20 protein-coding genes and 1 pseudogene are annotated in these 26,243 nt (G+C 60.1%); 18 read left to right on the top strand and 3 right to left on the bottom strand.

Annotated features, from left to right (window positions below):
• Positions 1–1,049 precede the first annotated feature (1,049 nt).
• The gene (locus ACUIAD_RS00255) at positions 1,050–1,556 is read left to right on the top strand and encodes a single-stranded DNA-binding protein (RefSeq protein ID WP_445343311.1); all 507 of its coding nucleotides are present in this window, start codon (positions 1,050–1,052) and stop codon (positions 1,554–1,556) included.
• A gap of 125 nt (positions 1,557–1,681) precedes the next feature.
• Here ACUIAD_RS00255 and ACUIAD_RS00250 read toward each other — a convergent pair whose 3' ends face one another.
• Positions 1,682–3,775, bottom strand: a complete 2,094-nt coding sequence (locus tag ACUIAD_RS00250; RefSeq protein WP_445343310.1) for a M13 family metallopeptidase — start codon at positions 3,773–3,775, stop codon at positions 1,682–1,684.
• Positions 3,776–3,950: 175 nt separating this feature from the next.
• Here ACUIAD_RS00250 and ACUIAD_RS00245 point away from each other — a divergent pair, with 175 nt between their 5' ends.
• From ACUIAD_RS00245 to ACUIAD_RS00235, 3 genes are all read left to right on the top strand, one after another.
• Positions 3,951–4,649 (top strand): HdeD family acid-resistance protein, encoded by a 699-nt coding sequence (locus tag ACUIAD_RS00245; protein ID WP_445343309.1) that lies wholly within the window; start codon positions 3,951–3,953, stop codon positions 4,647–4,649.
• Positions 4,650–4,752: 103 nt separating this feature from the next.
• Entirely contained in the window at positions 4,753–5,529 is a 777-nt protein-coding gene (map, locus tag ACUIAD_RS00240) for a type I methionyl aminopeptidase (RefSeq protein WP_110452463.1), read from the top strand.
• 345 nt (positions 5,530–5,874) lie between these two features.
• Positions 5,875–7,164 (top strand): citrate synthase, encoded by a 1,290-nt coding sequence (locus ACUIAD_RS00235; protein ID WP_445343308.1) that lies wholly within the window; start codon positions 5,875–5,877, stop codon positions 7,162–7,164.
• Positions 7,165–7,199: 35 nt separating this feature from the next.
• Here the strand turns inward: ACUIAD_RS00235 and dapD are convergent, their stop codons facing one another.
• Positions 7,200–8,159, bottom strand: coding sequence for a 2,3,4,5-tetrahydropyridine-2,6-dicarboxylate N-succinyltransferase (gene dapD, locus ACUIAD_RS00230; protein ID WP_445343307.1), 960 nt, complete (start codon positions 8,157–8,159; stop codon positions 7,200–7,202).
• A 144-nt stretch (positions 8,160–8,303) separates the two neighbouring features.
• Here dapD and ACUIAD_RS00225 point away from each other — a divergent pair, with 144 nt between their 5' ends.
• The 12 genes and pseudogenes from ACUIAD_RS00225 to ACUIAD_RS00170 all read left to right on the top strand — a co-directional run bounded on the left by ACUIAD_RS00225 (position 8,304) and on the right by ACUIAD_RS00170 (position 22,668).
• Complete coding sequence (locus tag ACUIAD_RS00225; RefSeq protein WP_258333171.1) at positions 8,304–8,435, top strand: hypothetical protein; 132 nt, start codon at positions 8,304–8,306, stop codon at positions 8,433–8,435.
• A gap of 106 nt (positions 8,436–8,541) precedes the next feature.
• On the top strand, positions 8,542–9,675 hold the full coding sequence (prfB, locus tag ACUIAD_RS00220; protein WP_445343306.1) for a peptide chain release factor 2: 1,134 nt from the start codon (positions 8,542–8,544) through the stop codon (positions 9,673–9,675).
• 97 nt (positions 9,676–9,772) lie between these two features.
• A pseudogene (gene ftsE / locus ACUIAD_RS00215) lies at positions 9,773–10,810 on the top strand (cell division ATP-binding protein FtsE); the annotation flags it as partial.
• A 734-nt stretch (positions 10,811–11,544) separates the two neighbouring features.
• Positions 11,545–12,468: a permease-like cell division protein FtsX gene (ftsX, locus tag ACUIAD_RS00210; RefSeq protein WP_110452458.1), complete on the top strand. Its 924-nt coding sequence runs from the start codon at positions 11,545–11,547 to the stop codon at positions 12,466–12,468.
• A gap of 87 nt (positions 12,469–12,555) precedes the next feature.
• On the top strand, positions 12,556–13,965 hold the full coding sequence (locus tag ACUIAD_RS00205) for a CHAP domain-containing protein (RefSeq protein ID WP_445343305.1): 1,410 nt from the start codon (positions 12,556–12,558) through the stop codon (positions 13,963–13,965).
• A 92-nt stretch (positions 13,966–14,057) separates the two neighbouring features.
• Positions 14,058–14,534 (top strand): SsrA-binding protein SmpB, encoded by a 477-nt coding sequence (gene smpB, locus ACUIAD_RS00200; RefSeq protein ID WP_110452457.1) that lies wholly within the window; start codon positions 14,058–14,060, stop codon positions 14,532–14,534.
• A 300-nt stretch (positions 14,535–14,834) separates the two neighbouring features.
• The gene (locus tag ACUIAD_RS00195) at positions 14,835–15,773 is read left to right on the top strand and encodes an ABC transporter substrate-binding protein (protein WP_110452456.1); all 939 of its coding nucleotides are present in this window, start codon (positions 14,835–14,837) and stop codon (positions 15,771–15,773) included.
• Positions 15,774–15,883: 110 nt separating this feature from the next.
• Positions 15,884–16,858: an amino acid ABC transporter permease gene (locus ACUIAD_RS00190; RefSeq protein ID WP_445343304.1), complete on the top strand. Its 975-nt coding sequence runs from the start codon at positions 15,884–15,886 to the stop codon at positions 16,856–16,858.
• 16 nt (positions 16,859–16,874) lie between these two features.
• Positions 16,875–17,687, top strand: coding sequence for an amino acid ABC transporter ATP-binding protein (locus tag ACUIAD_RS00185; RefSeq protein ID WP_445343303.1), 813 nt, complete (start codon positions 16,875–16,877; stop codon positions 17,685–17,687).
• 87 nt (positions 17,688–17,774) lie between these two features.
• Positions 17,775–19,667 (top strand): glutamine--fructose-6-phosphate transaminase (isomerizing), encoded by a 1,893-nt coding sequence (glmS, locus tag ACUIAD_RS00180; RefSeq protein WP_445343835.1) that lies wholly within the window; start codon positions 17,775–17,777, stop codon positions 19,665–19,667.
• Between the two features lie 9 nt (positions 19,668–19,676).
• Positions 19,677–20,453, top strand: coding sequence for a pseudouridine synthase (locus tag ACUIAD_RS00175; RefSeq protein ID WP_445343302.1), 777 nt, complete (start codon positions 19,677–19,679; stop codon positions 20,451–20,453).
• Positions 20,454–20,565: 112 nt separating this feature from the next.
• The gene (locus tag ACUIAD_RS00170; RefSeq protein ID WP_110452561.1) at positions 20,566–22,668 is read left to right on the top strand and encodes a beta-galactosidase; all 2,103 of its coding nucleotides are present in this window, start codon (positions 20,566–20,568) and stop codon (positions 22,666–22,668) included.
• Here the strand turns inward: ACUIAD_RS00170 and ACUIAD_RS00165 are convergent.
• Entirely contained in the window at positions 22,625–23,422 is a 798-nt protein-coding gene (locus tag ACUIAD_RS00165) for a type III pantothenate kinase (protein ID WP_110452451.1), read from the bottom strand. The genes ACUIAD_RS00170 and ACUIAD_RS00165 overlap by 44 nt on opposite strands.
• 146 nt (positions 23,423–23,568) lie before the next feature.
• On the opposite strand from ACUIAD_RS00165, the gene ACUIAD_RS00160 reads away from it, so the two are divergent.
• Together ACUIAD_RS00160 and ACUIAD_RS00155 are read left to right on the top strand one after the other, a co-directional pair.
• The gene (locus ACUIAD_RS00160) at positions 23,569–25,215 is read left to right on the top strand and encodes an ABC transporter substrate-binding protein (protein WP_445343301.1); all 1,647 of its coding nucleotides are present in this window, start codon (positions 23,569–23,571) and stop codon (positions 25,213–25,215) included.
• Positions 25,216–25,217: 2 nt separating this feature from the next.
• Positions 25,218–26,195 (top strand): ABC transporter permease, encoded by a 978-nt coding sequence (locus ACUIAD_RS00155; protein ID WP_029678676.1) that lies wholly within the window; start codon positions 25,218–25,220, stop codon positions 26,193–26,195.
• Positions 26,196–26,243 lie beyond the last annotated feature (48 nt).

Below are 26,243 nucleotides of genomic sequence, written 5' to 3'. Positions count from 1 at the left end.
AGTTACGACTCTTCACATGGAGTGTTCATGAGGGAGCATGACAACATCACGAAAAGCGGCCGGGGAAAAGATAATGGGTGGCTGCTTATTATATATAAGACAAGCCGCCACCCATTACCGGTGATGAAATCATAGGAATCAAAAGCACGAGCTGCCCATAAGCTATTGTCAGGATTTATTTGTGCTGTGTTCTGTTCTTCCTGAAGCATCGGACCAACAAGGTGACAAGTAGGGCGACTACCGCTATCTTTATTACGCTCGCATTTGCTCCTGCAATTATGTTGTGCGATTTCTTTCCTTGAATAATCACTGATTATGAGTCGTTCAGGTATTATCGCCACTGACGTTTACCTGCATCCAAGCCGTCCGTTCAACAGGGAAACCTGTAAATGCGACAGAGAAATCGGCACTTAGTCGCGCTCACGATGCGGATATTCCATCGGATTTACAGTTTTCTAGCGCACCACAAATCAGATGGTAATCATAAGTGCAATACTGAATAAGATGTTTCCGCCATTTAGCTTTTAACCAGTGGAGAGAGTGTCGGCTAATAATGATGTGGCAGCATCCGTCTTTGGAATGGCGGTGCTTGCATGGGCGGTCATTGGAGACAATGTTGCCAACATGGCAAGTACTGTCACAACACAGATAATACAGCGTTTTTCGATATCATTCTTTCCCTCTGTTCTCGACTTTTCATCATGAATGGGTAAATCCGCTTTGCTGTACCTAATGAAAATAGGTCTACCCAGCAATAGGCCTATTGCATGTTTCTTATGGAAGAAGGGTTGGTTTGTCCACTATGCGAATCAGGCTGAGCCTGTTCGACCACAATGGCCTGAAGGTCAGGTGCGGAGACTTGGGGAGGAGGCAGGATGGATTCACCGTTCGACGGAGGGTTCCTGGTCGGGGCTGGTTCCTTCCCCCGCTCCGATTATCCCTGCTCTGGTCGGCGACCCTCCTCGAATGGCTTCAACGCTGCAAGACCAGGAATCGACAGGCAAATTTACAGCGTTGAATTCATAACTTCGACAGAGAGGTGTACCGGTATGTCCATCAACGAAATAAAAACGACCGTCTTTGGTTTTATGGGGACCCAGCCGTCGCGTCTGGGGCAGCCGGGGGCCACACCGGTCTGCTCATTCAGACTGGGGTCTACGCCAGCCTATTACGACGCTGCGGCTGGGGCATGGAAACGAAAGCCGACCACCTGGCTGACGGTCAAGGCCTTCAAGACTCTGGCGGTCAATGCTCTAGCCTGTCTGCACAAGGGCGATCCGGTCATGGTTTCCGGTTCCTTGGTGACGGAGGAGTGGACCAGTGATGGTCAGCCGCATAGCAGTTTGGTCTTGGTGGCGGATGGCATCGGTCACGACCTGGCCCGGGGACAGGACGCCTTCACCAGGATTCAATCGGGTGCAGCGTCTATTGATGAGGGGGCCGACGGTTCGGATCCTTGGACAACGCCGCTGGCATCCTCGTCGCCCGAAACTGCAGCTGCCTCTGGATCATCTGCCGCAGAGAAGACATCAGCGGAGACTCCCATTGCCGGATAAGCGAAGGCTGTTGTTTGTCGAGCAAGATGAAAAGCGGAAGGCCGATTGATGCCCCTCGACCTTCCGCCTTGAACAGCTGGTTGAATTCAAGCCGTCAACCAACCAATGATCTTAAGTGAGCGGGTTCACCAGATCTTGACCCGTGCAGTGGGTTCCAGCCACATGCCGTCGTCGGCTGTGACCCCGAAGGCCTGATAGAAGCGATCCACGTTCCTGACGATGCCGTTGGTGCGGAATTCAGCTGGGGAGTGGGGGTCGATCTGCAGATACTGTTCGGCCAGCTGATCCCTGTTCTTGGTCCTCCAGATGGAAGCATAGGACAGGAAGAACCGCTGTAGACCAGTGTAGCCGTCCATAACCGGAGCCGAGGCCAGTGCCTGGTCCATAGCCGCATCGTCTGTCCCTGCTGTGACGCCCTCCTTCTTCTGCAAGGAGAGGGCGTAGGCCTTGATGGCGATGCTGACGCCTCCCAGGTCCCCGATGTTCTCGCCGATGGTCAGTGCTCCATTGACATGAGGCGCCTGCTCGGGCTTGTCGGCGTACTTCTCGGCCAGCTGCTGGGGGACAAACCCGTTGTACTGCTCAATGAGTGCCTTGGTCCGCTGTTCGAAGTTCTCACGATCCTGGGGCGTCCACCAGTCCTGCAGACGTCCATCGCCGTCGTATTTGGAGCCCTGGTCGTCGAATCCGTGGCCGATCTCGTGGCCGATGACCGATCCGATGCCTCCGTAGTTGACGGCATCGTCGGCTTCGGGATCAAAGAATGGCGGTTGCAGGATGGCTGCCGGGAAGACGATGACATTCAAGGTGGGCTCGTAGTAGGCATTGACTGTCTGAGGGTTCATCAGCCACTCATCCTTGTCCACAGGCTGACCGGCCTTGCCGAACTGGTAGCCGGACTCGTAGAGGTTGGCCCGCCGCACGTTGTCGACCAGACCCAGCTTTTCGTCCACGGCTAGAGCCGTATAGTCGCGCCAATGCTCGGTGTAGCCGATTTTGGGCGAGAATTTGTCCAGCTTGGCCAGTGCTTTGACCTTGGTCTGTTCGCCCAGCCAGTCGCTGGAGTCGATGGAGACCCGGTAGGCGTCGATCAGGTCTCCGACCAGGGCCTCCATGCGGGCCTTGCTGGAGGCCGGGAAATGCCGACGCACGTATTCGCGTCCTACCTCCTCGCCGCAAATGCCGTTGACCAGGGAGACGGCTCGCTTCCAGCGGTCCCGCATCTTGGTCGTGCCTGAAAGGACCTTGCCATAGAAGTCGAATCTGGCCTGATCGAAGTCGCTGCTGAGCAGGCCTGCCCACTCGATCAGGGTGTGCACGCGGGTCCAGAGTTTGAGATCCTCCAGGTCGCTGATCTTCCAGAGCTCGTTCAAACCCTCCAGGAAAGAGGGTTCGTGCACAATGGTCCTGGACAGGGCTGAGCTCAGGTCGACCGGTTGCAGATTGGCGACAGGGCTGGCTGCATATGCATCCTGCCAGGACTCGATCCAGGTGTGCAGATCGAAATCGGCGAGCGTTGACTCCAGGTCAGCCAGGGTAGTGGGATTGTAGGTACGATCCTCATCTCGGGTGGATACGTTGTCCCAGTGGCGTGCCGCTATACGAGTCTCGACCCCAAGGAAGGACTCCGCCTGCCTGTGTGCATCCTCCTGGTCGCCGGCGTAGCCGGAGAGCCTGAGCAGGGAGGCCACCATGTCGGTGTAGGCCTGACGGACTGGGGCGTAGCTCTTCTCCCGGTAGTATGCCTCGTCGGGAAGTCCCAGCCCGGCCTGCTCCATATGAGCCACATTAACGCCGGCGTTGCCTGGATCGCCATAGATGGCGATGCCAAACAGATCGGGTCCGCCAGTAGGGTTGAACCGACCGAGCAGGCTGGTCAGCGCCTGCTTGCTGGACACAGCATCAATGGCCTGCAGGTCGGTGCGGATGGGTTCCATTCCCGCAGTTTCGATGGCATCAGTGTCCAGGAAGCTGCGATAGAGCAGGGCTGACTTGACAGCCGGAGATTCCGGGTCTTCCAGAATTTCATGGATCTGTGCTTCGGCATCCTCGGCAAGCTTGTCGAAGGAGCCGAACCGGGAGCGGTCCTCGGGCAGACTGTAGGTATCGATCCAAGGGCCGTTGACAAAACGAAAGAGGTCGTCCTGGGGTCGAATGACTGAAGAGAATGAGGCCGGATCAAGTCCGGAGGAGGTCTTGGATTCAGTAGATTGTGCCATGCCACAAGCCTAGCCATCTTCGGTGACATGCCGTGGCCCGGGGTCGCCGGGAATCAGCGGACCGGCGAATCATCCGCCTAGGGGAAAAGCTGTGTTTGCCTCATTGGTGATTTAAACTTGTAAGACGGTAACAGGACGGCCGTTCGGCCGTCCTGAGCGAGGGAAAGAGGACGGTATGACAGATCCCATGCAGGGCGGTCAGCCCAGCCAGTACGGTGATCAGGATTCTGCGCAGAATAGCGGCCAATATCAGAATAATTATGGCCAGTACGGGCAATACCCCGGCTATCAAGGGCGCCCGCCACGGATGGATCCATTCTCTATGATTGCTGAGGACCTGGGATTCAGGACCCTACGGGCCATCCGCGTCATTATGGGTGTCATGGGCGTGATTGGAGTCATCCTGGGTCTGGCGCTTCTTCTCAGGCCGGACAAGACCCTGATCGCCGTGACCGTGGTGCTGGGCATCTACTTCATCATCTCCGGCGTGGTCCGTCTGGCCACGTCCATCGTGACCAAGGGGCTTCCAGGCGGTTGGCGTGTGCTGGGTGTTCTCTTTGGCGCTCTGATCGCCGTCGGCGGCATTGTCATCGTCAAGAACACGGCCCTGTCCGCTTCAGCGCTTACTCTGCTGGTCACCATCATTGTGGGCATCAGCTGGATCATGGAGGGTGTGATGAGTCTTGCCGCCTCCTGGGGGCTCCCGCATTCAGGCTGGGCCATCTTCTCAGGCATCGTCTCCATCATCGCCGGGATCATCGTCATGATCTACCCGCTGAGCTCCGTCATCTTCCTGGTCATCTTCAGCGGGTGCGCTCTCCTGGTGCTGGGAGTCGTATCCATCATCAGGGCATTCACCTTCGGCCGGAACTGAGAGCCGGACTCGTCCGACTGACCCGATAATACTGAGAGGTAGCACTTGGGCAGGATCCTGAGGGGCGGCACCCGCGGGCATCAATCATGAAAGGACGCAGAGGATGATCGAGCTCAAAACCAAGCAGGAGATCGAACAGATGAAGCCGGCGGGCAGGTTCGTCGGCAGCATCCTCAAGGAGCTCAAGGCCATGAGCAAACCCGGGGTCAACCTGCTGGAGCTGGACGAGTACGTCAAAGACAGGATCAGCTCCCGCAAGGGAGCTACCTCCTGCTACGTGGACTATGCGCCTGATTTCGGCACCGGCCCCTTCGCCCACTACATTTGCCTATCCGTCAATGATGCCGTTCTGCATGGGGTGCCGTATGACTACAACCTCAAGGACGGCGACCTGCTCTCCCTGGATCTGGCCATCAACGTGGACGGTTGGGTGGGCGACTCGGCTATCAGCTTCGTGGTGGGCGAGCATGCCGATCCAGAGGATCTGCGACTAATTCGAACCACCGAAGAGGCCCTGAAGGCGGGCATCGCCCAGGCTCAGCCCGGCAACCGCCTGGGCGACATATCCGCTGCGGTCGGTCAGGTTGCTCACGAAAACGGATACAGCGTCAACCTGGAGTTCGGCGGCCACGGGGTAGGGCGAATCATGCATGGCGATCCCCACGTGCCCAACGATGGCACTCCTCATCATGGCTATAAGCTGCGCCCGGGTCTGGTCATCGCCATTGAGCCTTGGTTCCTGGCGACCACCGATGAGATTTACCAGGATCCCAAGGATGGGTGGACTCTGCGTTCTGCCGACGGCTCGCGCGGCGCTCACAGCGAGCACACCATCGCCATCACCGAGCAGGGACCTGTCATCCTGACGGCCAGGGACTGAGTCGAAGGCTGTCCGAGCCGAATTGGGACCATAAAGGACTCGGGAATGCCCACAATGTGGATGCTCCCGGGTCCCTCTTTGATGTCGGTCCTGTTTGATGTGCCCTTTCGCCCTTGACCTTGTGCCCGCAGGCTGATGCAGGAAGGAAGACGGCACCTGCTTGGATCTGTGCGCTGTGGCTGGGGTGACGGATTCCTGCTGGCGGTTACAAGACGGTAATCGAAATCGTGGTTGTTTCTGCTAGCATGTCGGCAATTCCACGCCGGTACAGGTGCCGGTAGCCTGATCTGGCATGGCCGTCGACTTTCACTGGCACCTCACTGGTTGATTAGCAGGAGGTGCGTGGTGTCTACAGCACGGTTGTCCATCGATTCCGAACAGGTTGATCTTCCCCTGGTTCGCGCCACCGAAGGGCCCGACGGCATTCTGGTCTCCTCCTTGCGCAGCGACGGCTTGGTCACGCTTGATCCCGGTTTCCAGACGACAGCTCAGTGCGTTTCGAGAATCACGTTCATTGACGGCAAGCGGTCCATCCTGCGCTACAGAGGCTATGCCATTGAGGACCTGTGCGCCCAGTCCAATTTTCTTGAAGTGGCCTGGCTGCTGTCCCACGGCGAGCTGCCTGATGCCCAGCAATACCAGGGGTTCCGCAGTCATGTCCTGGGTTACACGGTCGTAGGGGAGGACTTCCGCCATCTGCTCTCGTCCTTCCCCCGCCAGGCTCATCCCATGAGCGTGCTGGCCGCAGCGGTCAACGCTCTTGCTGGCTTTCACCCGGATACCTGTGATGTCGACGATCCCGACCAACTGAATGAGGCCAGCGCCATCATCATGGCCAAGGTGCGCACCATCGTCTCCCTGATTCACCGTCGTCGCCGCGACCAGCCTCTGCTCTACCCGGACAGGACCTGGGGCTATGTGGAGGACTTCCTGCGGATGAGCTTCGCCATGCCCTACCAGCCCTATCAGGCGGATCCTCTCAAGGTTCAGGCCTTGGACAAGCTTCTCATCATCCATGCCGACCATGAGCAGAACTGCTCCACCTCAGTGGTCCGGATTGCCGGGTCAGCCCGGGCCAACCTGTATTCGGCGGTGGCTGCTGGCATCAATACCCTGTCAGGTCCATTGCACGGAGGCGCCAATGAGGCTGTGCTGCGCCAGTTGAGGAGCATACGGGATTCCGGTCTGGGCGTACGCGGCTATGTGGACCAGGCCAAGAGCGAAGGGAGGAAAATCGCAGGCCTGGGTCACCGCGTCTATAAATCCTATGACCCACGCGCGGCCATAGCCAAGCAGTGGCTCTACACGCTTATGGACGAACCCGATCAGAACAGGAATGCCGAGGATGCAGAGCTCTTCGACGTAGCCTTGGAACTTGAGGATCTGGCCATGCATGACGATTACTTCGTCGAGCGCCATCTCTATCCCAACGTGGACTTCTACACCGGGCTCATCTACCGTGCCATCGGCTTCGACCCGGAAATGTTCACCACGCTCTTCGCATTGGGTCGCATCCCCGGATGGATCGCCCAGTACCGGGAGATGCTGGACGATCCTGATACGAAGATCGGTCGGCCCAGGCAGGTCTATACCGGCCAGGGTCCACGCGCGTATCTGCCCATGGAACAGCGCTGACCTTGATTATTCCTAAGCCCGACAGCTGGCTGGGCTCAGTTGGCATGCAGCCGCTCGTTCAGCTCGATCCCCTTCTTGCGGGGCAGGGCTCTGACCTGTCCGGTGCGGGAGTCCCGGATGAAGAGCAGATGATCCCGCCCGCTGAGCTCCGCTCCTTTGACCACCTGGTCGCCCAGACCGATCTTGGTGCCGGCGGTGACATAGAGACCGGCCTCAACCACGCAGTCATCGCCCAGGGAGATGCCGATGCCAGCGTTGGCTCCCAGCAACGAGTGCTGACCGATGGAGACCCGATGGCGGCCTCCGCCGGACAGGGTGCCCATGATGGAGGCCCCGCCGCCGATGTCCGAACCTTCTCCGACCACGACCCCTTGGGAGATCCGGCCTTCTACCATGGAGTGTCCTAGGGTTCCGGCGTTGAAATTAACGAACCCCTCATGCATGACTGTCGTTCCCGGTGCCAGATGGGCACCAAGTCGAATCCGATCAGCGTTGCCGATGCGTACACCCTCGGGAACCACGTAATCCACCATACGGGGGAACTTGTCCACGCTCAGCACTGTTACCTGCGTCAATGGGATGCCTGGCACGGAGCGTCTGGCTGCAGCCATGACCTCTGACCTGCGCAAGGCGAAGCCCTCCACGGCGAAGGGTCCGTAGTTGGTCCAGACCACCGTAGCCAGTTGTTCGAAGATTCCGTCCAGGTTCATGCTGTTGGGCGGAGTCAGGCGCATGCTGAGCAGATGAAGCCGCAGATAAGCGTCGGCTGCATCGGCTATCGGGCCATCCAGATCGGCCACGGTGAAGACCGGAACCCGGCGGATGCCGCGTGCATCGGGCTGGGTGTGGACCTGATCGCCGAAGTCGTGGTTGGGACGGTTCGCCGGGGTCGGTGGCGTGGAGATCTCGGCCTTCGGGTACCAGACATCCAGAGTCCGGCCCTGCTCGTCCTGGCTGGCCAGGCCCCAACCCCATGCGGTGCGTGCTGTGCTCATCGTTCCTCCTTCAGGCGGTGCAGTCATTTGATACAAGTTGCCTTACAGGATAGACCGGTCAGCGCGCAAGCAGGGCAAGGCTGTCCGACAGTTGGGTCGGGATCGTCGCCGTACAGGTCTTAGCCGATGAGTAAATTATCAATTATGAGTGCCTACAGTCATGAGCGGGAGCGCCGGGAGCGTCGGCGACGCAATACGGCCAGGGTCGTCTGCCTGGTCATCGCTGTGGCTTTGCTGGCTAGTCTTGTCATCCCCGTCATCTTCAGCGGCCTTTGACCCGGTTCGTCCGGTCGGCGGGAATCCGGCCGTCACAGGCAGGGCAAATGGGGCTGAAGACAGTGGCCGACTCGTGCGGAGCCGGTCCGGAAAGCGGTGAAACGGTATGGCAGAGATGGATTTTGCTCAGGCATTGGAGCAGGCCAGAGCCAAGTACGAGACGATTTCCAAGGCGCTGGATCCGGAGGGTCTGCGCTCGCGGATTGCTGATCTGGAGCGTCAGGCCAGCGCTCCCGGACTTTGGGACGACCAGGAGAATGCTCAGAAGGTGACCAGCAGGCTCTCGGCCCTGCAATCCCAGCTCAAGCACCTGGAGTCCGCGTCCTCCCGGCTGGGCGATGTACAGGCTCTGGAGGAGTTGGGCCAGGAGGAGCACGATCAGGACACCCTGGTGGAAGCCCGCAAGGAGATCGACTCCTTGAGGTCCGATCTGGCCGATATGGAGATTCAGACCCTGCTGGATGGGGAGTACGACGAGCGCGCCGCTGTGGTCACCATCCGCTCGGGAGCAGGCGGGGTGGATGCGGCCGATTGGGCCCAGATGCTCCTGCGCATGTACATGAGGTGGGCTGAGCGGCATGGCTTCTCCACTAAGGTCATGGACACCTCATACGCGGAGGAGGCCGGGATCAAGTCGGCCACTTTCCAGGTGGAGGCCCCCTATGCCTACGGTCGGCTGTCGGTGGAGGGCGGCACCCATCGTCTGGTGCGGATCTCGCCCTTCGACAACCAAGGCCGAAGGCAGACTTCTTTCGCTGCTGTCGAGGTCATTCCTCTGGTGGAACCCACCGACCACATCGACATCCCCGACTCGGACATCCGAGTGGACACCTACTGCTCCTCCGGTCCCGGCGGCCAGGGGGTCAACACCACTTACTCGGCCGTGCGCATCACCCACCTGCCGACCAACATTGTGGTCACCATGCAGGATGAGCGCAGCCAGATTCAGAACCGCGCGGCTGCCATGGCTGTTCTGCAGTCCCGGCTGCTGGTTCTGCGGCACGAAGAGGAGGCCAAGAAGAAGAAGGAGCTGGCCGGCGACATCAAGGCCAGCTGGGGGGACCAGATGCGCTCATATGTGCTGCACCCCTACCAGATGGTCAAGGATTTGCGCACCGGATACGAGACCTCTGATACTCAAGGGGTGTTCGACGGCAACATTGATGCCTTTATCGAGGCCGGCATCCGTTGGCGGCATCAGCAGCGAGTTCAAGCCCGGGAAGAGGAATCCAGCAAGTAGAACTTCGTCCGGCTCAGACCTGGTCGGTGTTTCATGAGTGAATAGTGCAGGTCTTCTTGATAGCCTCTGTAGGGGAGTACCGAGGAACGGAGTGTCAATGGCGTTGATTTCGCTCAAGGACGTGACCAAGATCTACCCCAAGGGGTCCCGTCCAGCCTTGGATGACGTCAGCCTGGATGTCAATCGTGGGGATTTCGTCTTTCTAGTGGGCGCCAGCGGATCAGGCAAGACCACCCTGCTGCGACTGCTCCTGCGCGAGGAGGAGGCCACCGAGGGGGAGATCCGCGTGGCTGGCAACGACCTGCGACGTCTGCGCAACCGCGATGTCCCTGGGTATCGGCGTTCCATCGGTTTCGTCTTTCAGGATTACAAACTGCTCAATAATAAGACCGTATGGCAGAATGTGGCCTTCACCTTGGAGGTCATCGGCGCTCGGCGTACCACCATCAAGACCCTGGTACCCCAGGTGCTCAAGACTGTGGGGCTGACGGGCAAGGAACATAACTATCCTCACGAGCTCTCCGGCGGCGAGGCCCAGCGGGTGGCTCTGGCCCGGGCCTATGTCAACAATCCGGAAATTCTGCTTGCCGATGAGCCTACCGGCAATCTTGACCCAACCACCTCTCTGGGCATCATGGAGGTCTTGGATGCCATCAACAGGACTGGCACGACCGTGGTCATGGCCACCCATAATGAGGAAATCGTCAACTCCATGCGCAAGCGGGTGGTGGAGCTGCATACGGGTCGGATCATGCGTGACGAGGCACATGGCTCCTACGATTCTTCACGCTTCTTCCCGGATGCCGAAGTGGCGGCGCGTTCTCATCACGCTATCGGAGATCCCGCTGACGGTGATGCTCTGGACCGCGCCCGTGAGGCTGGAGTTGCAGGGCGCCGTCCAGTGCAGGTCGTCGTGCAGGATGGCAACAGCTCGGCCGCCAAGCCCATCGAGGATGGAACCAAGGGGGCTAAACAGGTGGTCCAGGCTGTTGCGCAGGCCATCAATAAGGGTCAGTACGGCGACGAGGGGATCGCACGGCTGGCCAAGTCCATGCATTCGGGGAGAACCGGACGTTATGGGCAGGTCTTCACTTCGGTGGAGGACACTCTGACCTGGGGCAAGGGGCTGAGCAGTCTTGAGTCGGCGCAGGAAGATTCCAGTCAGCACGAAGATTCGGCTGCAGGGCAGTCCGATCCTAGGACGGACCCTGACTCGGATCAGCGATTCCGCAGGCCTGATGCCCAGGGTAGCCAGGATCGGCCTGCTCGGTCGGGTGACGGTTCCACTGACAGAGGTCGTGACAAGGCAGAAACTGATCGCAACGAGTCAGCGAATCACGCTCGGACAGAGCGTTCGGCTTCCCGGGAATCCCGGGAGTCCGCCCCTGGCTCGGATGCTGCCGAGCCTGGATTGACCTCTGGAGGCGTGCCCCAGAATCAGCGGGCAGACGATTTGAGCAGCCAGCAGCACGACAGGAAACAAGTCAGCGGTCGCAAGGGACTTGCGCATGATGATCGCAATCGTGACCCTGGCCAAGGAGGTAGACAAAACGGCCATGGCAAACCCAGGAAGGACAGCAAGGCCAAGGACCGCCAATCGTTGAAGAACTCCTCCGCTGAGACTGGTGGACGTGAACAATGGTTCAAGGGGCCCGATCAGCCTTCGCGGTCTGATGATTCCAGTCCAGCCGAGCGAGCCGGAAAATCAGGCAAGGCTGCTGGCCAGCTAAAGCATGACGGCGCCGGGTCCGCAGGTGTGCCGCCGAAGCCTCCCGCTCCGCCCGAAGCGTCCAAGACATCCCAGAAGCGCCAGGGGAAGAATGACGCGCAAACTCAGGATGAGCATCACGACATGAAGAAGGCGGCACAATGAGACTGCGGTTCATTCTTTCCAGCACCTGGGACAACCTACGCCGCAACGGATCCATGATCCTTTCGGTCATGCTGGTCACCTTCATATCCTTTCTCTTCATTGGCGCATCGGGGCTTATGCAGGCTCAAATCAGCAAGGCCAAGGGGGACTGGTACGACCAGGTGGAAGTGGTGGTCTGGCTTTGCCCGGACGGGACCAGCCAGGCGGTTTCATGCGCTACCGGCAAGGCGCCTACCAATGACGAGATCGTCAAACTGGAAAACACCATAAACAACGAGCTGAGCGACTCTGTGGCCAAGATCACCTACCAAAGCCGGGAGGACTTCTTCAAGAACACCTTCCTCAAGCAGTACCCGGATGGCACATACGAGGGAAGAACCATGACCGCGGCGGACATGCAGGGCTCTCTGCGGCTCAAACTCAAGGATCCGACCAAATACCAGGTGGTATCCGAGGTGCTGTCCGGCCGTGATGGGGTAGAGGAGGTCTCCGATCAGCGTCAGATATTCGACCCGGTGTTCAAAATCCTCAACAGAGCCACAGCGGTTACATTGGTCCTGGCTGTGGTCATGGTAGTCGTGGCGATTCTCCTGACCGGCACCACCATCAGAATGAGTGCTGCCTCCCGTAGAAACGAGACCGAGATCATGAGACTGGTGGGGGCCTCTAACTGGACCATCCGGCTGCCCTTCATCCTTGAGGGCGTGGTGGCATCCCTGCTGGGTTCGCTCCTGGCTGTAGGAGCCCTGAGCGCCATCGTCAAGCTCTTCATCACGGACTGGCTGGCCCGCACGGTCCAATGGATGCCCTACGTGGACCAGTCAACAGTGCTGTTCATGGCTCCAGCGCTGATTCTGGGGGCCATGCTCTTGTCCGCGCTGGCCTCCTCCATCTCCCTGCGGCGTTACCTGCGAGCCTGATCCCTGGCGACGTGCCAATCGAGCTTAGGGCACAATCTCTGTCATAATGGTGACTAGCATGGATAAGTGATTGTGAGGGACTTGACCATGAATCGTACCACACGGTGGGATGCCATTTTCGGCATTATGGGATCATTGGCCATGATGCTCGGCGGTGGGATCCTAGGACTGACCGCAGCGCCCGAACCAGCCCGAGCCGACTGGAGCAGCTACCAGCAGAAGGTTCAGAGCCACGCGGCTCTGAAGAGCAAGCTGGCCGGTGTCAGCGCTCAGCTAGCCAACCAGATACTCAGTCTTGATGATCTGACTTCCAACCAGATTCCGGCTGCACAGCAGAGCGCCATTGAAGCCCAGCAGCAGGCGCAGCAGGCCGACAGCTTGGTTCAGGCCACCAATGACCGACTGCAGGCTGCCCGCAAGGATCGTGCAGATCTGGAAGCCAAGATACGTCAGACCGGCATTGACTATGACGATGCCAAGGCTGGCGTGGCGCAGATGGCCAGAAAGAGCTTTCACGGGTCTGAGACTTCTCAGATCATGGACGTGGTAACCAAGTCTTCGAGCACCCAGGATTTCGTGGACAAGATGCAGTCCGATGCGGCTGTGACCAGGTCCGAAGCCAATACGGCCAACGATGCAGCCGGCACCCTCAACTCCTCTATGAACCGCAAGCAGCGCCTGGAGGCTATCGAGGAGCAGATCAGTTCCCTGAAGGCCAAGGCTGATCAGCAGCAGGCGGTAGCCCAGCAGGCGGTTGCGGCGGCGCAGGCCAAGCAGGACCATCTGCAGGCCTTGCGTGACCAGGGCACCGCGGCCCGCAAACAGCTGGAGAGTCAAAAGGCCGCCCTGACCACGCAGTCGGCCCGTGAGGCTGCAGAAATCGTGGCTACTGAATCCATGATCGACTCTCTGAACACCGGCAATCCAGGCGGCGGCGCCGACCCACATGCCGCCGGAGCCCAGCAGATCAGCAGCGGTGGCGGCGGCTCCCGTCCATCACAGGCTTCACGGCCTACACCACCTAGCAACAATGGTGGTAGAGGCAACGGTGGTGGCGGTGCCTCCGGCATGAATTATGCAGTGCCTGGCAGCTGTCCTTCAGGTTCTGGATTCTGTTATGGCCATAACACCGGCAATTCAGTGGGTAGCAGTGCCTACCCTGCCCGACAATGCACCTTATGGGCCTATATACGCCGTTCGCAGCTGGCTCTGCCTGTGGGATCCTATATGGGCAACGGGGCTGATTGGGCCAGCACGGCACGTAGCTTGGGCTATTTGGTCAACAACACTCCGCATGTGGGCGCCGCCATGGTCTTCGCCCGTGGCCAGCGGGTTACGAATTGGAATGCTGACTGGAGCTATGGCCATGTGGCTGTGGTCGAACGGGTTAATGCAGATGGATCGGTGCTCATCTCCGAAGGAGGCACCGGCTTCGCTTCCTTCCCGACTTATGAGACGGTCTATGGGGCCCGCAACTACCAATACATTCATTACTGACTCATCTGCGGGCCAGGTCCGCCACCAGGTGCGCCACTGTCGCTGTCCGGAGTGCCAGGTAGCCTCCTTGGCGCAATCCAGAGGAGAATAGTATGGCTAAGGAGACTGGCACATCCATGATCGCCCAGAACCGCCGGGCCCGTCATGACTACCAGATCGAGGACCGCTACGAGGCCGGCATCGCCCTGACCGGGACTGAAGTCAAGTCCCTGCGCGAGGGACGTGCCTCCCTGGCCGAGTCGTTTGTCAGTATCGACCGGCGGCACGAAGTCTGGTTGGAGAATGCCAATATCCCTGAATATCTCAACGGCACCTGGAACAACCACGCCCCCAAACGCAAGCGCAAGCTGCTTCTCCACGCCAAGCAGATCGTTCGTTTGGAAAGGCAGATTCAGGCCAAGGGCTACACGATCGTTCCACTGAGCCTGTACTTCAAGGACGGCAGAGTCAAGGTCGAGATTGCCGTGGCACGAGGCAAGCGCGAGTACGACAAGCGTCAGGCCCTGCGGGAGGAGCAGGATCGACGTGATGCCCAGAGGGCTATGCGCTACCGGAACAGGCGGGGCTGAGCTTGACCCAAGCGCTTCCGGACTTTCGTATAAGCCTCTTAAAAACTGATAATCGCCTGCTGCTGCCTTCCGGCTCTATGCAGATTCGACACGCCGGGAGTCGATGGCAGTAAACGGCCTCGGATGGTGCCTTTAGCCTGCAATTGAGCCAAAAACCACCAGGATAAGCAGTCTGCAATTCTTATCAACCCTCATACATGTGCATAAAAATACAAATGTGTGCATAATAGTACATGTCAACCAAGAGACAACCAAGAGCAATGAGGGGTCGCTTCGGAGCGGTCCGGAAGAGGAGAAGAGATGGGCAAGATCAAGGCGGTGCTGGCGGCGGCTCTGAGTGTCACCCTGCTGGCATCCATCGGGGCCTGCGGAACCACCGACGAGTCGGACAGCAACAGTGCGTCGGGCAAGGCGACCACCAGCTCCCATCCAGCAGCTTTTGACGTCAGCGGCATCAAGAAGGATCCGGCCATCGCAGCCAAGGTGCCCGAGTCTGTTTCCAAGGACGGGAAGCTGACTGTAGGCATGGAGACCTCATATGCGCCTGGCGAGTTCATGAATGAGGATGGGAAGACTCCCATTGGCTACGATGTGGATCTGTCGAATGCCATTGCCAAGGTGATGGGGCTCAAGGGAGAGATGGTCAGCGCCTCCTTCGATACCATCATTCCAGCCATAGGCAGCAAGTACGACGCGGGCATCTCCAGCTTCACCATCACCAAGGAGCGAATGCAGTCTGTCGACTTCGTAACCACTTTCAAGGCGGGCACGGCCTTTGCTGTCAAGAAGGGCAATCCCTCCAAGATCAATCCTGACGACATTTGCGGCGTCAAGGTCGGTGTGCAGACGGGCACCATCGAAGAGCAGCAGGCGACCGATAAGATCTCGGCCGAGTGCAAGGCCAAGGGCAAGAAGCCGGTGGATGTCCAGTCCTACAAGCAGCAGACCGATGCCGCCACAGCGGTGGTCAACGGCAAAATCGATGTCTTCTACGCCGATTCCCAGGTGACCGGGTACGCCATCAAGCAGACTGATGGCCAGCTGGAGAAGCTGGGCAAGGATACTGACATCGTCCTCCAGGGCGCCGCTCTGAAGAAGGGCAGCGGCATGGCCGAGGCCACACAGGCGGCTCTTCAGAAGCTGATCGACGACGGCACCTACGCCAGGATTCTCAAGAATTGGGGTGTTCAGAGCGGGGCAGTCGAAAAGGCCGAGATCAACCCTGCAGTCTCTGACTGAGACCGGTCCAGGCGCGGATCGGAGCAACAGCCGGTCCGCGTTTTCAGAGGTTGGTCCGATTCGATAGGCTGGGCCCTGAATAGGTTCAGCGGTATGGAAGGAAGCAGGAGATGCGTACCAAGAAGGGGACGGACCCGGTTCAGATCCCCGGCAGAATACAGGCCAGGCCGGTGCGTAAGCCGGGGCCGATCGTGGCTGCCGTCATCGTGGCCATCTTCGTTGCCATGCTGATCCACGGCATGATGACCAATCCTAATTTTGATTGGCCCACAGTCTGGAAGTATCTCTTCAATGAGCATGTCCTGGACGGCATCAAGTGGACTCTTCTTCTGACCGTCTACGCCATGGTCCTGGCTACGATCCTGGCCATCATCCTGGCGGTCATGCGCAAGTCAACCAATCCGGTTCTGCGCTGGGTCAGCTGGTTCTTCATCTGGTTCTTCCGTGGCACTCCCGTATACACCCAGCTGGTCTTCTGGGGCCTTCTGTCCGTGCTGATTCCCAAGCTGGCCATCGGCATCCCCTTTGGTCCCGAATTCTGGAGCATCGACACCAAGACCGTGCTGAACGCCACCGTGGCCACGGTTCTGGGTCTGGGACTCAACGAGGCCGCCTACCTTTCCGAAATCGTCCGTGCCGGTATCGAAGCCGTGGACCCCGGCCAGGAGGAGGCCGCCAAGGCTCTGGGAATGCCGCCATCCATGATCATGCGGCGGATCGTCCTGCCTCAAGCCATGCGCATCATCGTGCCGCCCACCGGCAACGAGACCATCGGCATGCTCAAGACCACATCCCTGGCCCTTGCCGTGCCTTTCACCCTGGAGCTCCAGTTCGCCACCAACGCCATCGCCAACCGCATCTACAAGACCATCCCGCTGTTGATTGTGGCCTGCATATGGTATCTGGTCATCACCTCCGTTCTGATGGTCATTCAGGCCCAGCTGGAGAAGCACTACGGCAAGGGCTTCGACTCGCGGCCCCTGGCCGGGTCGGGGACCAAGAACGGCAAGGATGGCGAGGATCCGCAGACCCGTCAGGAGGCTGATAAGGTCAACAAGGTCATGATGGCCGGGCTGAACGCCTGAGCGCAGGAGGAGAATCATGGGCGAGGACAGGAAGATCAAGAAAGACGGTCAAGGCGGCAAGGATCCGGCTATCGTCATCAGGAATGTCCACAAGGTGTTCGGTGATCAGCATGTGCTGCGGGGGATCAGCCTGGAGGTCATGCCCGGCACGGTAACAGCCGTCCTAGGACCTTCCGGTTCAGGCAAGTCAACGCTGCTGCGGCTGATTAACCAGCTGGAGACCCGTACAGCCGGCGAAATCTATGTCGACGGCGAGCTGACCGGATACCGGAAGATCGATACCGGCAAGGGCCCTGTGCTGCAGACCCTGGACGACAAGGCCATTGCCAGGCAGCGGTCCAAAATAGGCATGGTCTTTCAGCGCTTCAACCTCTTTCCCCATATGACCGCTCTGGAGAATGTCATGGAGGCGCCGGTCCATGTGGGCCGGGTTTCCAAGACCGATGCCCGCCAGGAGGCTCAGGCCCAGCTGGAACGCGTAGGTCTGGAGGACAGGATGGACTACTATCCCGCCCAGCTCTCCGGCGGTCAGCAACAGCGTGTGGCCATCGCGCGAGCCCTGGCCATGCACCCCGACATCATGCTCTTCGACGAGCCCACCTCAGCCCTGGATCCAGAGCTGGTGGGGGAGGTCTTAGGGGTCATGCGGCAGGTTGCTCAACAGGGCATGACCATGGTGGTGGTCACCCATGAGATGGGCTTCGCGCGCGAGGTCGCCGAGCAGATCGTCTTCATGGATCAGGGCGTCGTGGTGGAGCAGGGAGGCCCGGATATTATCGACCATCCTCGCACCGAGAGGTTTGCCGAATTCCTGCATACCGTGCTCTAGGCTCAGGCTCGGTTCAGGTTGTAGAAATTCCGGCAAGAAGCCTTCCGGACGGGCGACGCGGGAACTCCCGTGGCTAGACTGGGGCCCATGTGCGGAATCGTGGGTTATGCAGGATCAGTACGGACGGCCTGCGGCAGGCCCCTGGAGGTCTGCCTCAAGGGTCTGGAACGCTTGGAGTACCGGGGGTATGACTCGGCCGGAGTAGCCCTGGCCGCCCCGGGTATGACGCAGGTGGCCGTGCGCAAGAAGGCGGGGCGCCTGGACAATCTGGCTGCTGATCTGAAGGCCAAGCCCATGCCTGAGGCCACTGTGGGCATCGGGCACACCCGCTGGGCCACCAATGGCGAGCCCACCGATGTTAATGCTCATCCCCACATCAGCCGTGATGGCAAGGTCGCGCTGATTCACAACGGGATCATCGAGAACGCCTCCAGACTGCGGCTGGATCTGGAGACCGAGGGTTATGCTTTCGTCTCCTCCACGGACACTGAAGTGGCGGCCAAGCTTCTTGGCAAGATCACCCAGGAGATCATTGATGCCACTGGCCAGCCCGACATCTTCGAGGCCATCAGGCGGTTGGCGCGCATGCTCAAAGGAGCTTTCACCATCCTGGCGGTGGACTCGCGGCAGCCCGATCTGGTGGTTGGCGTCCGACATGATTCGCCGCTGGTGGTCGGCCTGGGAGATGGCGAGAACTACCTGGGCTCCGATGTAGCGGCCTTCGTGGCATATACCCGTCAGGCCATGGAGCTGGGGCAGGATCAGGCCGTCTGCATCAGCGCGGACCAGGTCATGGTCACCGACTTTCAGGGGCATCCGGTGGAGCATCCGCGCCGCTATACCGTCGACTGGGATGCCTCAGCCGCCGAAAAGGGCGGATGGGATTCCTTCATGGACAAGGAGATCCATGAGGACCCTGCGGCGGTTTCCAACACGTTGCTGGGCCGGTACGACGAGTCGGGCGACCTGGATCTGGACGAGGTCCACATCGATGAGGAGATATTCCGCCAGATCGACAAGATCATCGTCGTGGCCTGTGGGACGGCCTCCTACGCGGGGCTGGTGGCCAAGTACGCCATTGAGCACTGGGTCCGCATCCCCGTGGAGGTCGAGCTGGCCCATGAATTCCGCTACCGTGATCCCATTCTGACCCCGCGCACGCTGATCGTGGCCATTTCCCAGTCCGGGGAGACCATGGACACGCTGATGGCGCTTCGGCATGCACGCGAGCAGGGTTCACGGGTTCTGGCCATCTGCAACACCCAGGGATCCACCATCCCTAGGGAGTCCGACGCTGTACTCTACACCCACGCCGGTCCCGAAGTGGCTGTGGCTTCCACCAAGGCTTTCCTGGCGCAGATCGTGGCAGCCTACTTGCTAGGCCTCTACCTGGCTCAGGTCAAGGGGACCATGTACCGGGACGAGATTCACCAGACCATCGACAACCTCAAGGCTATGCCTGCCAAGATTCAGACAGTGTTGGACGGGCAGGCCGAGGTCATCAAACAGACGGCTCAACGCATGTCCAAGGCCCGCTCCTTCCTCTTTCTGGGGCGGCATGTTGGCTATCCGGTAGCTCTGGAGGGGGCGCTCAAGCTCAAGGAGATCGCCTACATCTTCACCGAGGGATTTGCTGCCGGGGAGCTCAAGCACGGCCCTATCGCTCTGGTGGAGCCGGGAGAGCCCGTGGTGGTCATCGTCCCCAGTGCCCGGGGCCGCAATGTGCTGCATGACAAGGTCATCTCCGCCATCGAGGAAGTCAAGGCTCGCGGCGCCTTCACCATCGTCGTGGCTGAGGAGGGCGACCCTGATGCCGACCGTTATGCCGATGTGGTCTTTTGGAGGCCGCCCTGCCCGACCTTGCTCAGCCCCCTGGTTGATGTAGTGCCCTTGCAGCTGTTCGCCTTGGACATGGCCCAGCTCAAGGGCCTGGACGTGGACAAGCCCCGTAACCTGGCCAAGTCGGTCACTGTGGAATAGAGGCTGTCAGTGGTCGTCGGGTCCGGGCAGCGGGGGCATCGGATCGTCCTGGAGGAGCCGCAGATTCCTTTCGATCCCAAAGTCATTTACGAGGATCGGCGCATCATTGTGGTCGACAAGCCTCACTTCCTGGCCACCACGCCTAGAGGGATGTGGTACGCAGACACCGTGCTGATCCGTATGCGCCAGCTGTACGGGGAGCTTGACATCACACCAGCCCACAGGCTTGACAGAGCCACCGCAGGCGTGCTGGTCCTGGTGCGAGATCCGGCTGCCAGGCGGGCCTACCAGATGCTTTTTCAGGAGCATCGCGTGCGCAAGGTTTACCAGTGTCTGGCGCCAGTGCGACCCATAGTTCGTCCTCCCACTGGCACTGTGCGACATATGAACCCGCCACGGATCTTCCCGCTGGAGCGCCGCTCCAGAGTGATCAAACGCCGAGGGGTTCTCCAAGCCTGGGAGGAGCGTGGGCCGGTCAATGCCGTTACCCGAATCGAGCTGACGGTGGGCCAAGGTCCTGCGGCTGCGGATTCCCGAGGATGTCTGGCCACATATACGCTCTATCCGCAGACGGGCAAGACCCATCAGCTTCGGGTGCATATGAACGCCCTTGGTCTGCCCATAGCGGGTGACGATCTCTATCCCAGGATTCAGACCCGTGCCTACGACGACTTCTCCAGGCCGCTGCAATTGGTGGCTCGATGCCTGGAATTCACGGACCCCTTCACAGGGGTTAAGCGTTCCTTCGTTTCCTCTGTACCTCTGAATCCTCAAGGAGAAGTCTGAACAGTCACCCTGGTGGGACATAATGGTCCAGGGGATCCCGGAGCTGCGGGACGACGTGGACGCGGCAGGCATCCCCGTCCGAGGATCAAGACGGACCAGGAGGTTCTATCCCATGAGTAAACCGACAAGGCGGCCCTATCGATGGCCCAAGCATCTCAAGGGTCAGCAGTCACTCTGGTACGGATGCGACTACAACCCCGATCAGTGGCCCGAGGATACCTGGGATGAGGACATCAGGCTCATGACCAAGGCCGGGGTCAATGTGGTGGCCCTGGCGGTCTTCTCCTGGTCACGTATAGAGCCCAGCCAGGGGGTTTTCGATTTTGATTGGCTGGACCGGATCATCGACAAGCTTGGTCGGGCGGGCATCGGAGTCAACTTAGCCTCGGCTACGGCCTCGCCTCCCTTGTGGCTGACCCAGGCCCATCCCGAAGTCCTGCTCAGGGACGAGCGCGGTGACACGGTCTGGCCCGGAGCCCGGCAGCACTGGCGGCCAACCTCGCCGATCTTCCGCTCCTACGCCTTGAAGCTTTGCCGTGCTATGGCCGAGCACTATCGGGACAATCCTTATTTGGTGGCATGGCATGTGGGCAATGAGTATGGCTGCCACAATCGCTTCGACTATTCCGACGACGCCATGAGGGCTTTCCAGCGCTGGTGCCGCCGCCGCTACAAGGACATCGAGGCCGTAAACCGCGCCTGGGGCACGGATTTCTGGTCACAGAGGCTGAGCGACTTCTCGCAGATCCTGCCTCCGCGTTTCATCGGCCAGGGGAATTTTCAGAATCCGGGCCGCATGCTGGATTTTGAGCGGTTCAGCTCCGATGCTCTCAAGGATTTCTATATGGCCGAGCGTGACGCCTTGGCTGAGATCACCCCGGATATTCCCCTGACCACTAATTTCATGGTCAGCGCTGAGGGGTTCGCTCTGGACTACGACGACTGGGGCGGCCAGGTGGACTTTGTATCCAACGACCACTATGCGACGCCGGGCAGGGATCATCTGGAGGAGCTGGCCTATTCCTCCAGCCTGGTGGATGCCATCGCCCGTCGGCGTCCCTGGTGGCTTATGGAACAGGCCACATCGGCGGTCAACTGGCGGCCGATCAACCCTCGCAAGGAGCCCGGACAGCTGGAGCGAGATTCTCTGGCCCACCTGGCACTGGGAGCTGATGCCATCTGCTACTTCCAGTGGAGGCAGTCACGGGCTGGCGCGGAAAAGTTCCATTCGGCCATGCTGCCTCATGCTGGCGAAGACACGGCCGTCTTCCGTGACGTCTGCCAGCTGGGAGAGGATCTGCAGGGACTCTCGCAAGCCGGTCTGGCCGGCAGCACGCTGGCCAGGGCTCCGCTGGCCTTGGTCTTCGACTACGAAAGCCAGTGGGCCAGCTCCCATACAGCCTCGCCCAGCGATCGGGTCGAGCATGGGCAGGAGCCGCCGGTCTGGTACCGAGCCTTCCTGGACAACGCCATACGACCTGATGTCCTGCCGGTCAGGGCCGCTTGGGAGGAGTATCCGCTAGTGGTCCTGCCTGCTCTCTACCTGATCGACGCCGATCTCTCCAAGCGACTGCATAAGTACGTAGATGGGGGAGGGCGGCTGATCGTCACATGGGGAAGCGGGATCGCCGACGAGCAGGACCGCGTCTGGACAGGAGGATATCCGGGGCCGCTTCGGGACCTGCTGGGCCTGTCGGTCGAGGAATTCGCACCCATGGCTTCCGGAATGCCTGGTCTGCTGAACCATCTGAATCTGACCAACGGGGTCACGGCGCGCGATTGGGCCGATGTCATCGGCAGCTTGGATAAGAGCACCAAAGTCCTGGCAAGTTACCAGGCGGATCCTTGGACAGGCATGGATGGCATGCCAGCCATGACCGTACATGCCTGGGGTCATGGCAAGGCCGTCTACCTAGGTTGCCGTCTGGATGCCCAGGATCTGGCCAAGGTCATTCCTTCCCTGCTGGAGGCACTGGATGTGGCCGATATGAGGTCGGCCCAAGCTGATCCCGGGCTGCTGAGAATCGAGAGGGTCAGCGGGGATGGCCGGACGCGCTTCGCTTTTCTATTCAACCGTACCAAGCATCCGGTGCAGGTTCAGCTGGAGGGCCAGGTTCTAGTGGGCTCCTTGGCTGGCGTCGACGTGGATGGAAAGCAGGCCAGTCTGCAGGTCAATGGCGCGCTGGTGCAGCGTGTGGTCGCCCATCGGCATTGAGCTGGTGAATCCTGTACATGCCGGCGAAGATCAGCTCGGGGTCGTAGACCTCGATCAGGTCGGTGTCCTGTGAAAAAGCGCGACCCATGCCGCCTGTGGCCACCACGTGGAAGTCTTGGCCGATCTCGCTGCGGAACTGGCGGATGATCCTTTCCAGGCCGCCAAGGAAGTTGTAGTAAAGTCCGGCCTGCATGGCTGTCCTGGTGCCCGTGGCCATGATGGTCTCTGGGCGGGTGATCTCAACCTGGGGCAGTTGGGCGGTCTGTCCGGCAAGGGCCTGGGCCCCCGAGCGGATGCCCGGCACGATCAGACCGGAGCGGATGGCGCCCTTGGCATCCACATAGTTAAAAGTGGTGGCCGTGCCGAAGTCGATGACCAAGGCCGGCCCTCCGTAGCAGTGGAAGGCGCCCACGCAGTCGGCCAGACAGTCGGCACCTAGGGAACGCGGGTCATCCAGACGGATGTTCATGCCTGTCTTCACGCCTGGACCCACCACCATTGGATCGATGGAAAAGAAGCGAATCAGGCAGGACCTCAAGGCGTGCATGACCGCAGGAGCCACTGAAGAGATGATGGCATCCTCCACATCCGAAGTCCTGTAGCCGGACAGAGCCATGAGCTGTCCCAGCAGAAGCCCGAACTCATCGGCCGTGTGGTCGATTCTTGTCGTCAGGCGGTAGGATGCGGCGACCTGGCCGTCCTCCATGAATCCGACCTCGATGTTGGTGTTTCCTATGTCGATGGCCAGCAGCATCTCTGTTCCTCCCTGCCGTCGTTCGGGCACTTAGCGCTTTTTCGAATCCATCCTAAGCGCAGAAGCCTCGGTGATGGCTTTGGGGAGTATGCTGGTGGGCGGTGATCGACCATAATGGCGGTCAACCGCAGCATAAGGATTCGTCAATGAATGCAGATCGACACGGCACGCATGCCCATGACAGCGTGACCGCAGCAGATACAGACGTGGCCCAGGAGCCAGGCCCCAGCACTGACCCCGAACTCAACGCCAGGATCAGACCCATGAAGTCGGGCGGCAACACCCTGCCCTGGAAGCTGCTCAGTCTGCTGCTGGCACTGGCCTTGGCCCTCTCCCTGTGGACAGGGCATCGTGGAGTCGCTGGTCAGGCCGAGGGCGGGAGCGTGGCGGATACGGTCAAGGTGGGGCTCAAGCTGGCTCCCACCAATCTGGATATCCGCAACCAGTCGGGTACGGCGCTGGATCAGCTCCTGATCGGCAATGTCTATCAGGGTCTGGTGTCACGAGATTCTAGGAATAAGGTGCACCCAGGGCTGGCAAAAACTTGGAATGTTTCCGAGGACGGCCTGGTCTACACCTTCCGCCTGCATGAGGGCATCCGCTTCTCCAACGGCCATGCTCTTAGAGCCCAGGACGTGGTCGACTCCATTCGCGAGCTCATGGCAGGCCACTATCAGGGCAGCGAGATGCTGGAGGGCTTCCAGGGCGTTCAGGCTACGGATCCGCTGACGGTGCGCCTGACGTTGTCCAGACCCTACCAGGATCTGCTCTGGCAGCTGAGCGGCCGGGCTGGCCTGGTCTTTGACCGACGGGCCCGATACGACATGAAGACCCAGGCCGTGGGATCCGGCCCATATCTGCTGGAAAGCTTCCGTCCAAACGACTCGGTCACCCTCAAGGCCGATCCGCACTACTGGGGCAGCGATAAGCCTAAGACACAAACCATCATCATCCGTTACCTCAATGACGATAACGCTGCCGTCAATGCCTTGCGCAGTGGGGATGTGCAGGTGCTGGCTCCGGTCACTGAGAACCTGGCCAGTCCCTTCCGCAACAACCCCGACTTCCAGGTCAAGGCGGGCGACGACACCGACAAGTACGTCCTGGCCATGAACGGCAAGGGTGTTGCTACATCCGACCTGCGGGTGCGGCAGGCCATCCGCTATGCCATCGACCATCGGCAGCTGATTGCCTCCCGGGGCGGATCGGACAGCGCTTTGGGTGGCCCCATACCCTCGTTGGATCCCGGCTATCAGGATTTGACCGGACTCTACCCCCATGATCCGGAGCAGGCACGGCGGCTTCTGGCCCAGGCCGGATATGGTCCCGACCACCGGCTGAAGCTGCGGCTGACCTACGCCAACACCTACGGTAGCGAGTTGGGCGATCAGCTGCGCTCGCAGCTGCGCCAGGTGGGCATCGACCTGGACGTGCGGGTGGTGGAATTCTCGGTCTGGCTGCAGGACGTGCATGCCAACAAGGATTACGACCTATCTCTGGTGGATCATGGCGAGAGCCACGACTTCCATCAGTGGGCCAACCCTGGCTACTACTACAACTATGACAATCATCAGGTCCAGGAGCTCTACCAGAAGGCCATGGCCACGACTTCCGCCGATGACTCCGACAGGCTCCTGGCCCAGGCCGCCCGGATCGTCAGCAACGACGCGGCGGCGGACTGGCTCTTCAATTACCGGGTGACCGCGGCTTGGCGGACGGGGTTGGAGGGCTTCCCAGTCGATTTGAACCAGTCTCTCATGCCCTTGTCCGACGTGATTTATAGGCGGGCATGACCATGGCCAGATTCCTGATGCGGCGCCTGGTGCTGTTCCTCTTAGCACTGATGGGCATCTCCCTGCTGATCTTCCTGGCACTGCGCATCCTGCCCGGGGATGTGGCGGCTGTCATGGCCGGGCTGGATGCCCCACCCGAACGTGTCGACCGGCTGCGTCGGCAGATGGGCCTGGACCGCTCCTATCCTCGGCAGTATCTGGATTGGATTAGCGACTTTCTGAAAGGGGACCTGGGCAGGTCCATTCTGACCAACCGTTCCATCGCCTCCCAGGTGGGCATACGGGCCCAGATTACTTTTCCGCTGATTCTTTTGGGACTGGGCGTGGCCCTGCTGCTGGGCATCCCCCTAGGCTGCGCCGCCGCTCTGGCGCGCTCGCCGCGAATGCAGTCCTTCAGCCACATGGCCGCCATCGTGGGTGGATCCGTACCGGCCCTCTGGTCAGGACTGCTTCTGATTATGCTCTTCGCCAAGGGGAGCGGTCTGATCGGCCTGTTGCCCTCCCAGGGCTTTCCTGCTCTCGGCTGGGCTCAGCCGGGGCAGGCCCTGTCGTCCTTGACCCTGCCTGCTCTGTCCACCGGCATCATCGTGGGCGCCGGCATCATGCGGTACACCCGCTCCCTCCTGACCGATATGCTCTCTTCGGGGTATGTGGACATGGGCATGGCCTGCGGGATGACCCGAACCCAGGCCGCCCTACGCATCGGCCTGCGGCTGGCCTCCCCCCAGCTGGTCTCGGTGGTCGGGCTGACCATGGCCGAGATGATTACGGGCGTCATGGTCAGCGAGAACCTGTTCGCCCTACCGGGCCTGGGCTCCATGCTGATCACCGATGTGGGCAACCGGGATCTTCCGGCTGTTCAGTCCGAGTTGCTTCTTCTGGCGGCCTTCTTCCTCTTTCTGGGACTCCTGGTGGACGTTACTCATAGGCTGATCGATCCGCGTTTTCGAGGTGCGGCCAGGCAGGAGGTGGCTGACTGATGAGCTGTGAACACGCAGACAGGCCCCGCTTGGGATCGAAGGCCGCAT

It is taken from the genome of Bifidobacterium sp. ESL0819, assembly GCF_052606245.1.
This window is presented reverse-complemented; position numbering and strand designations above follow the sequence as displayed.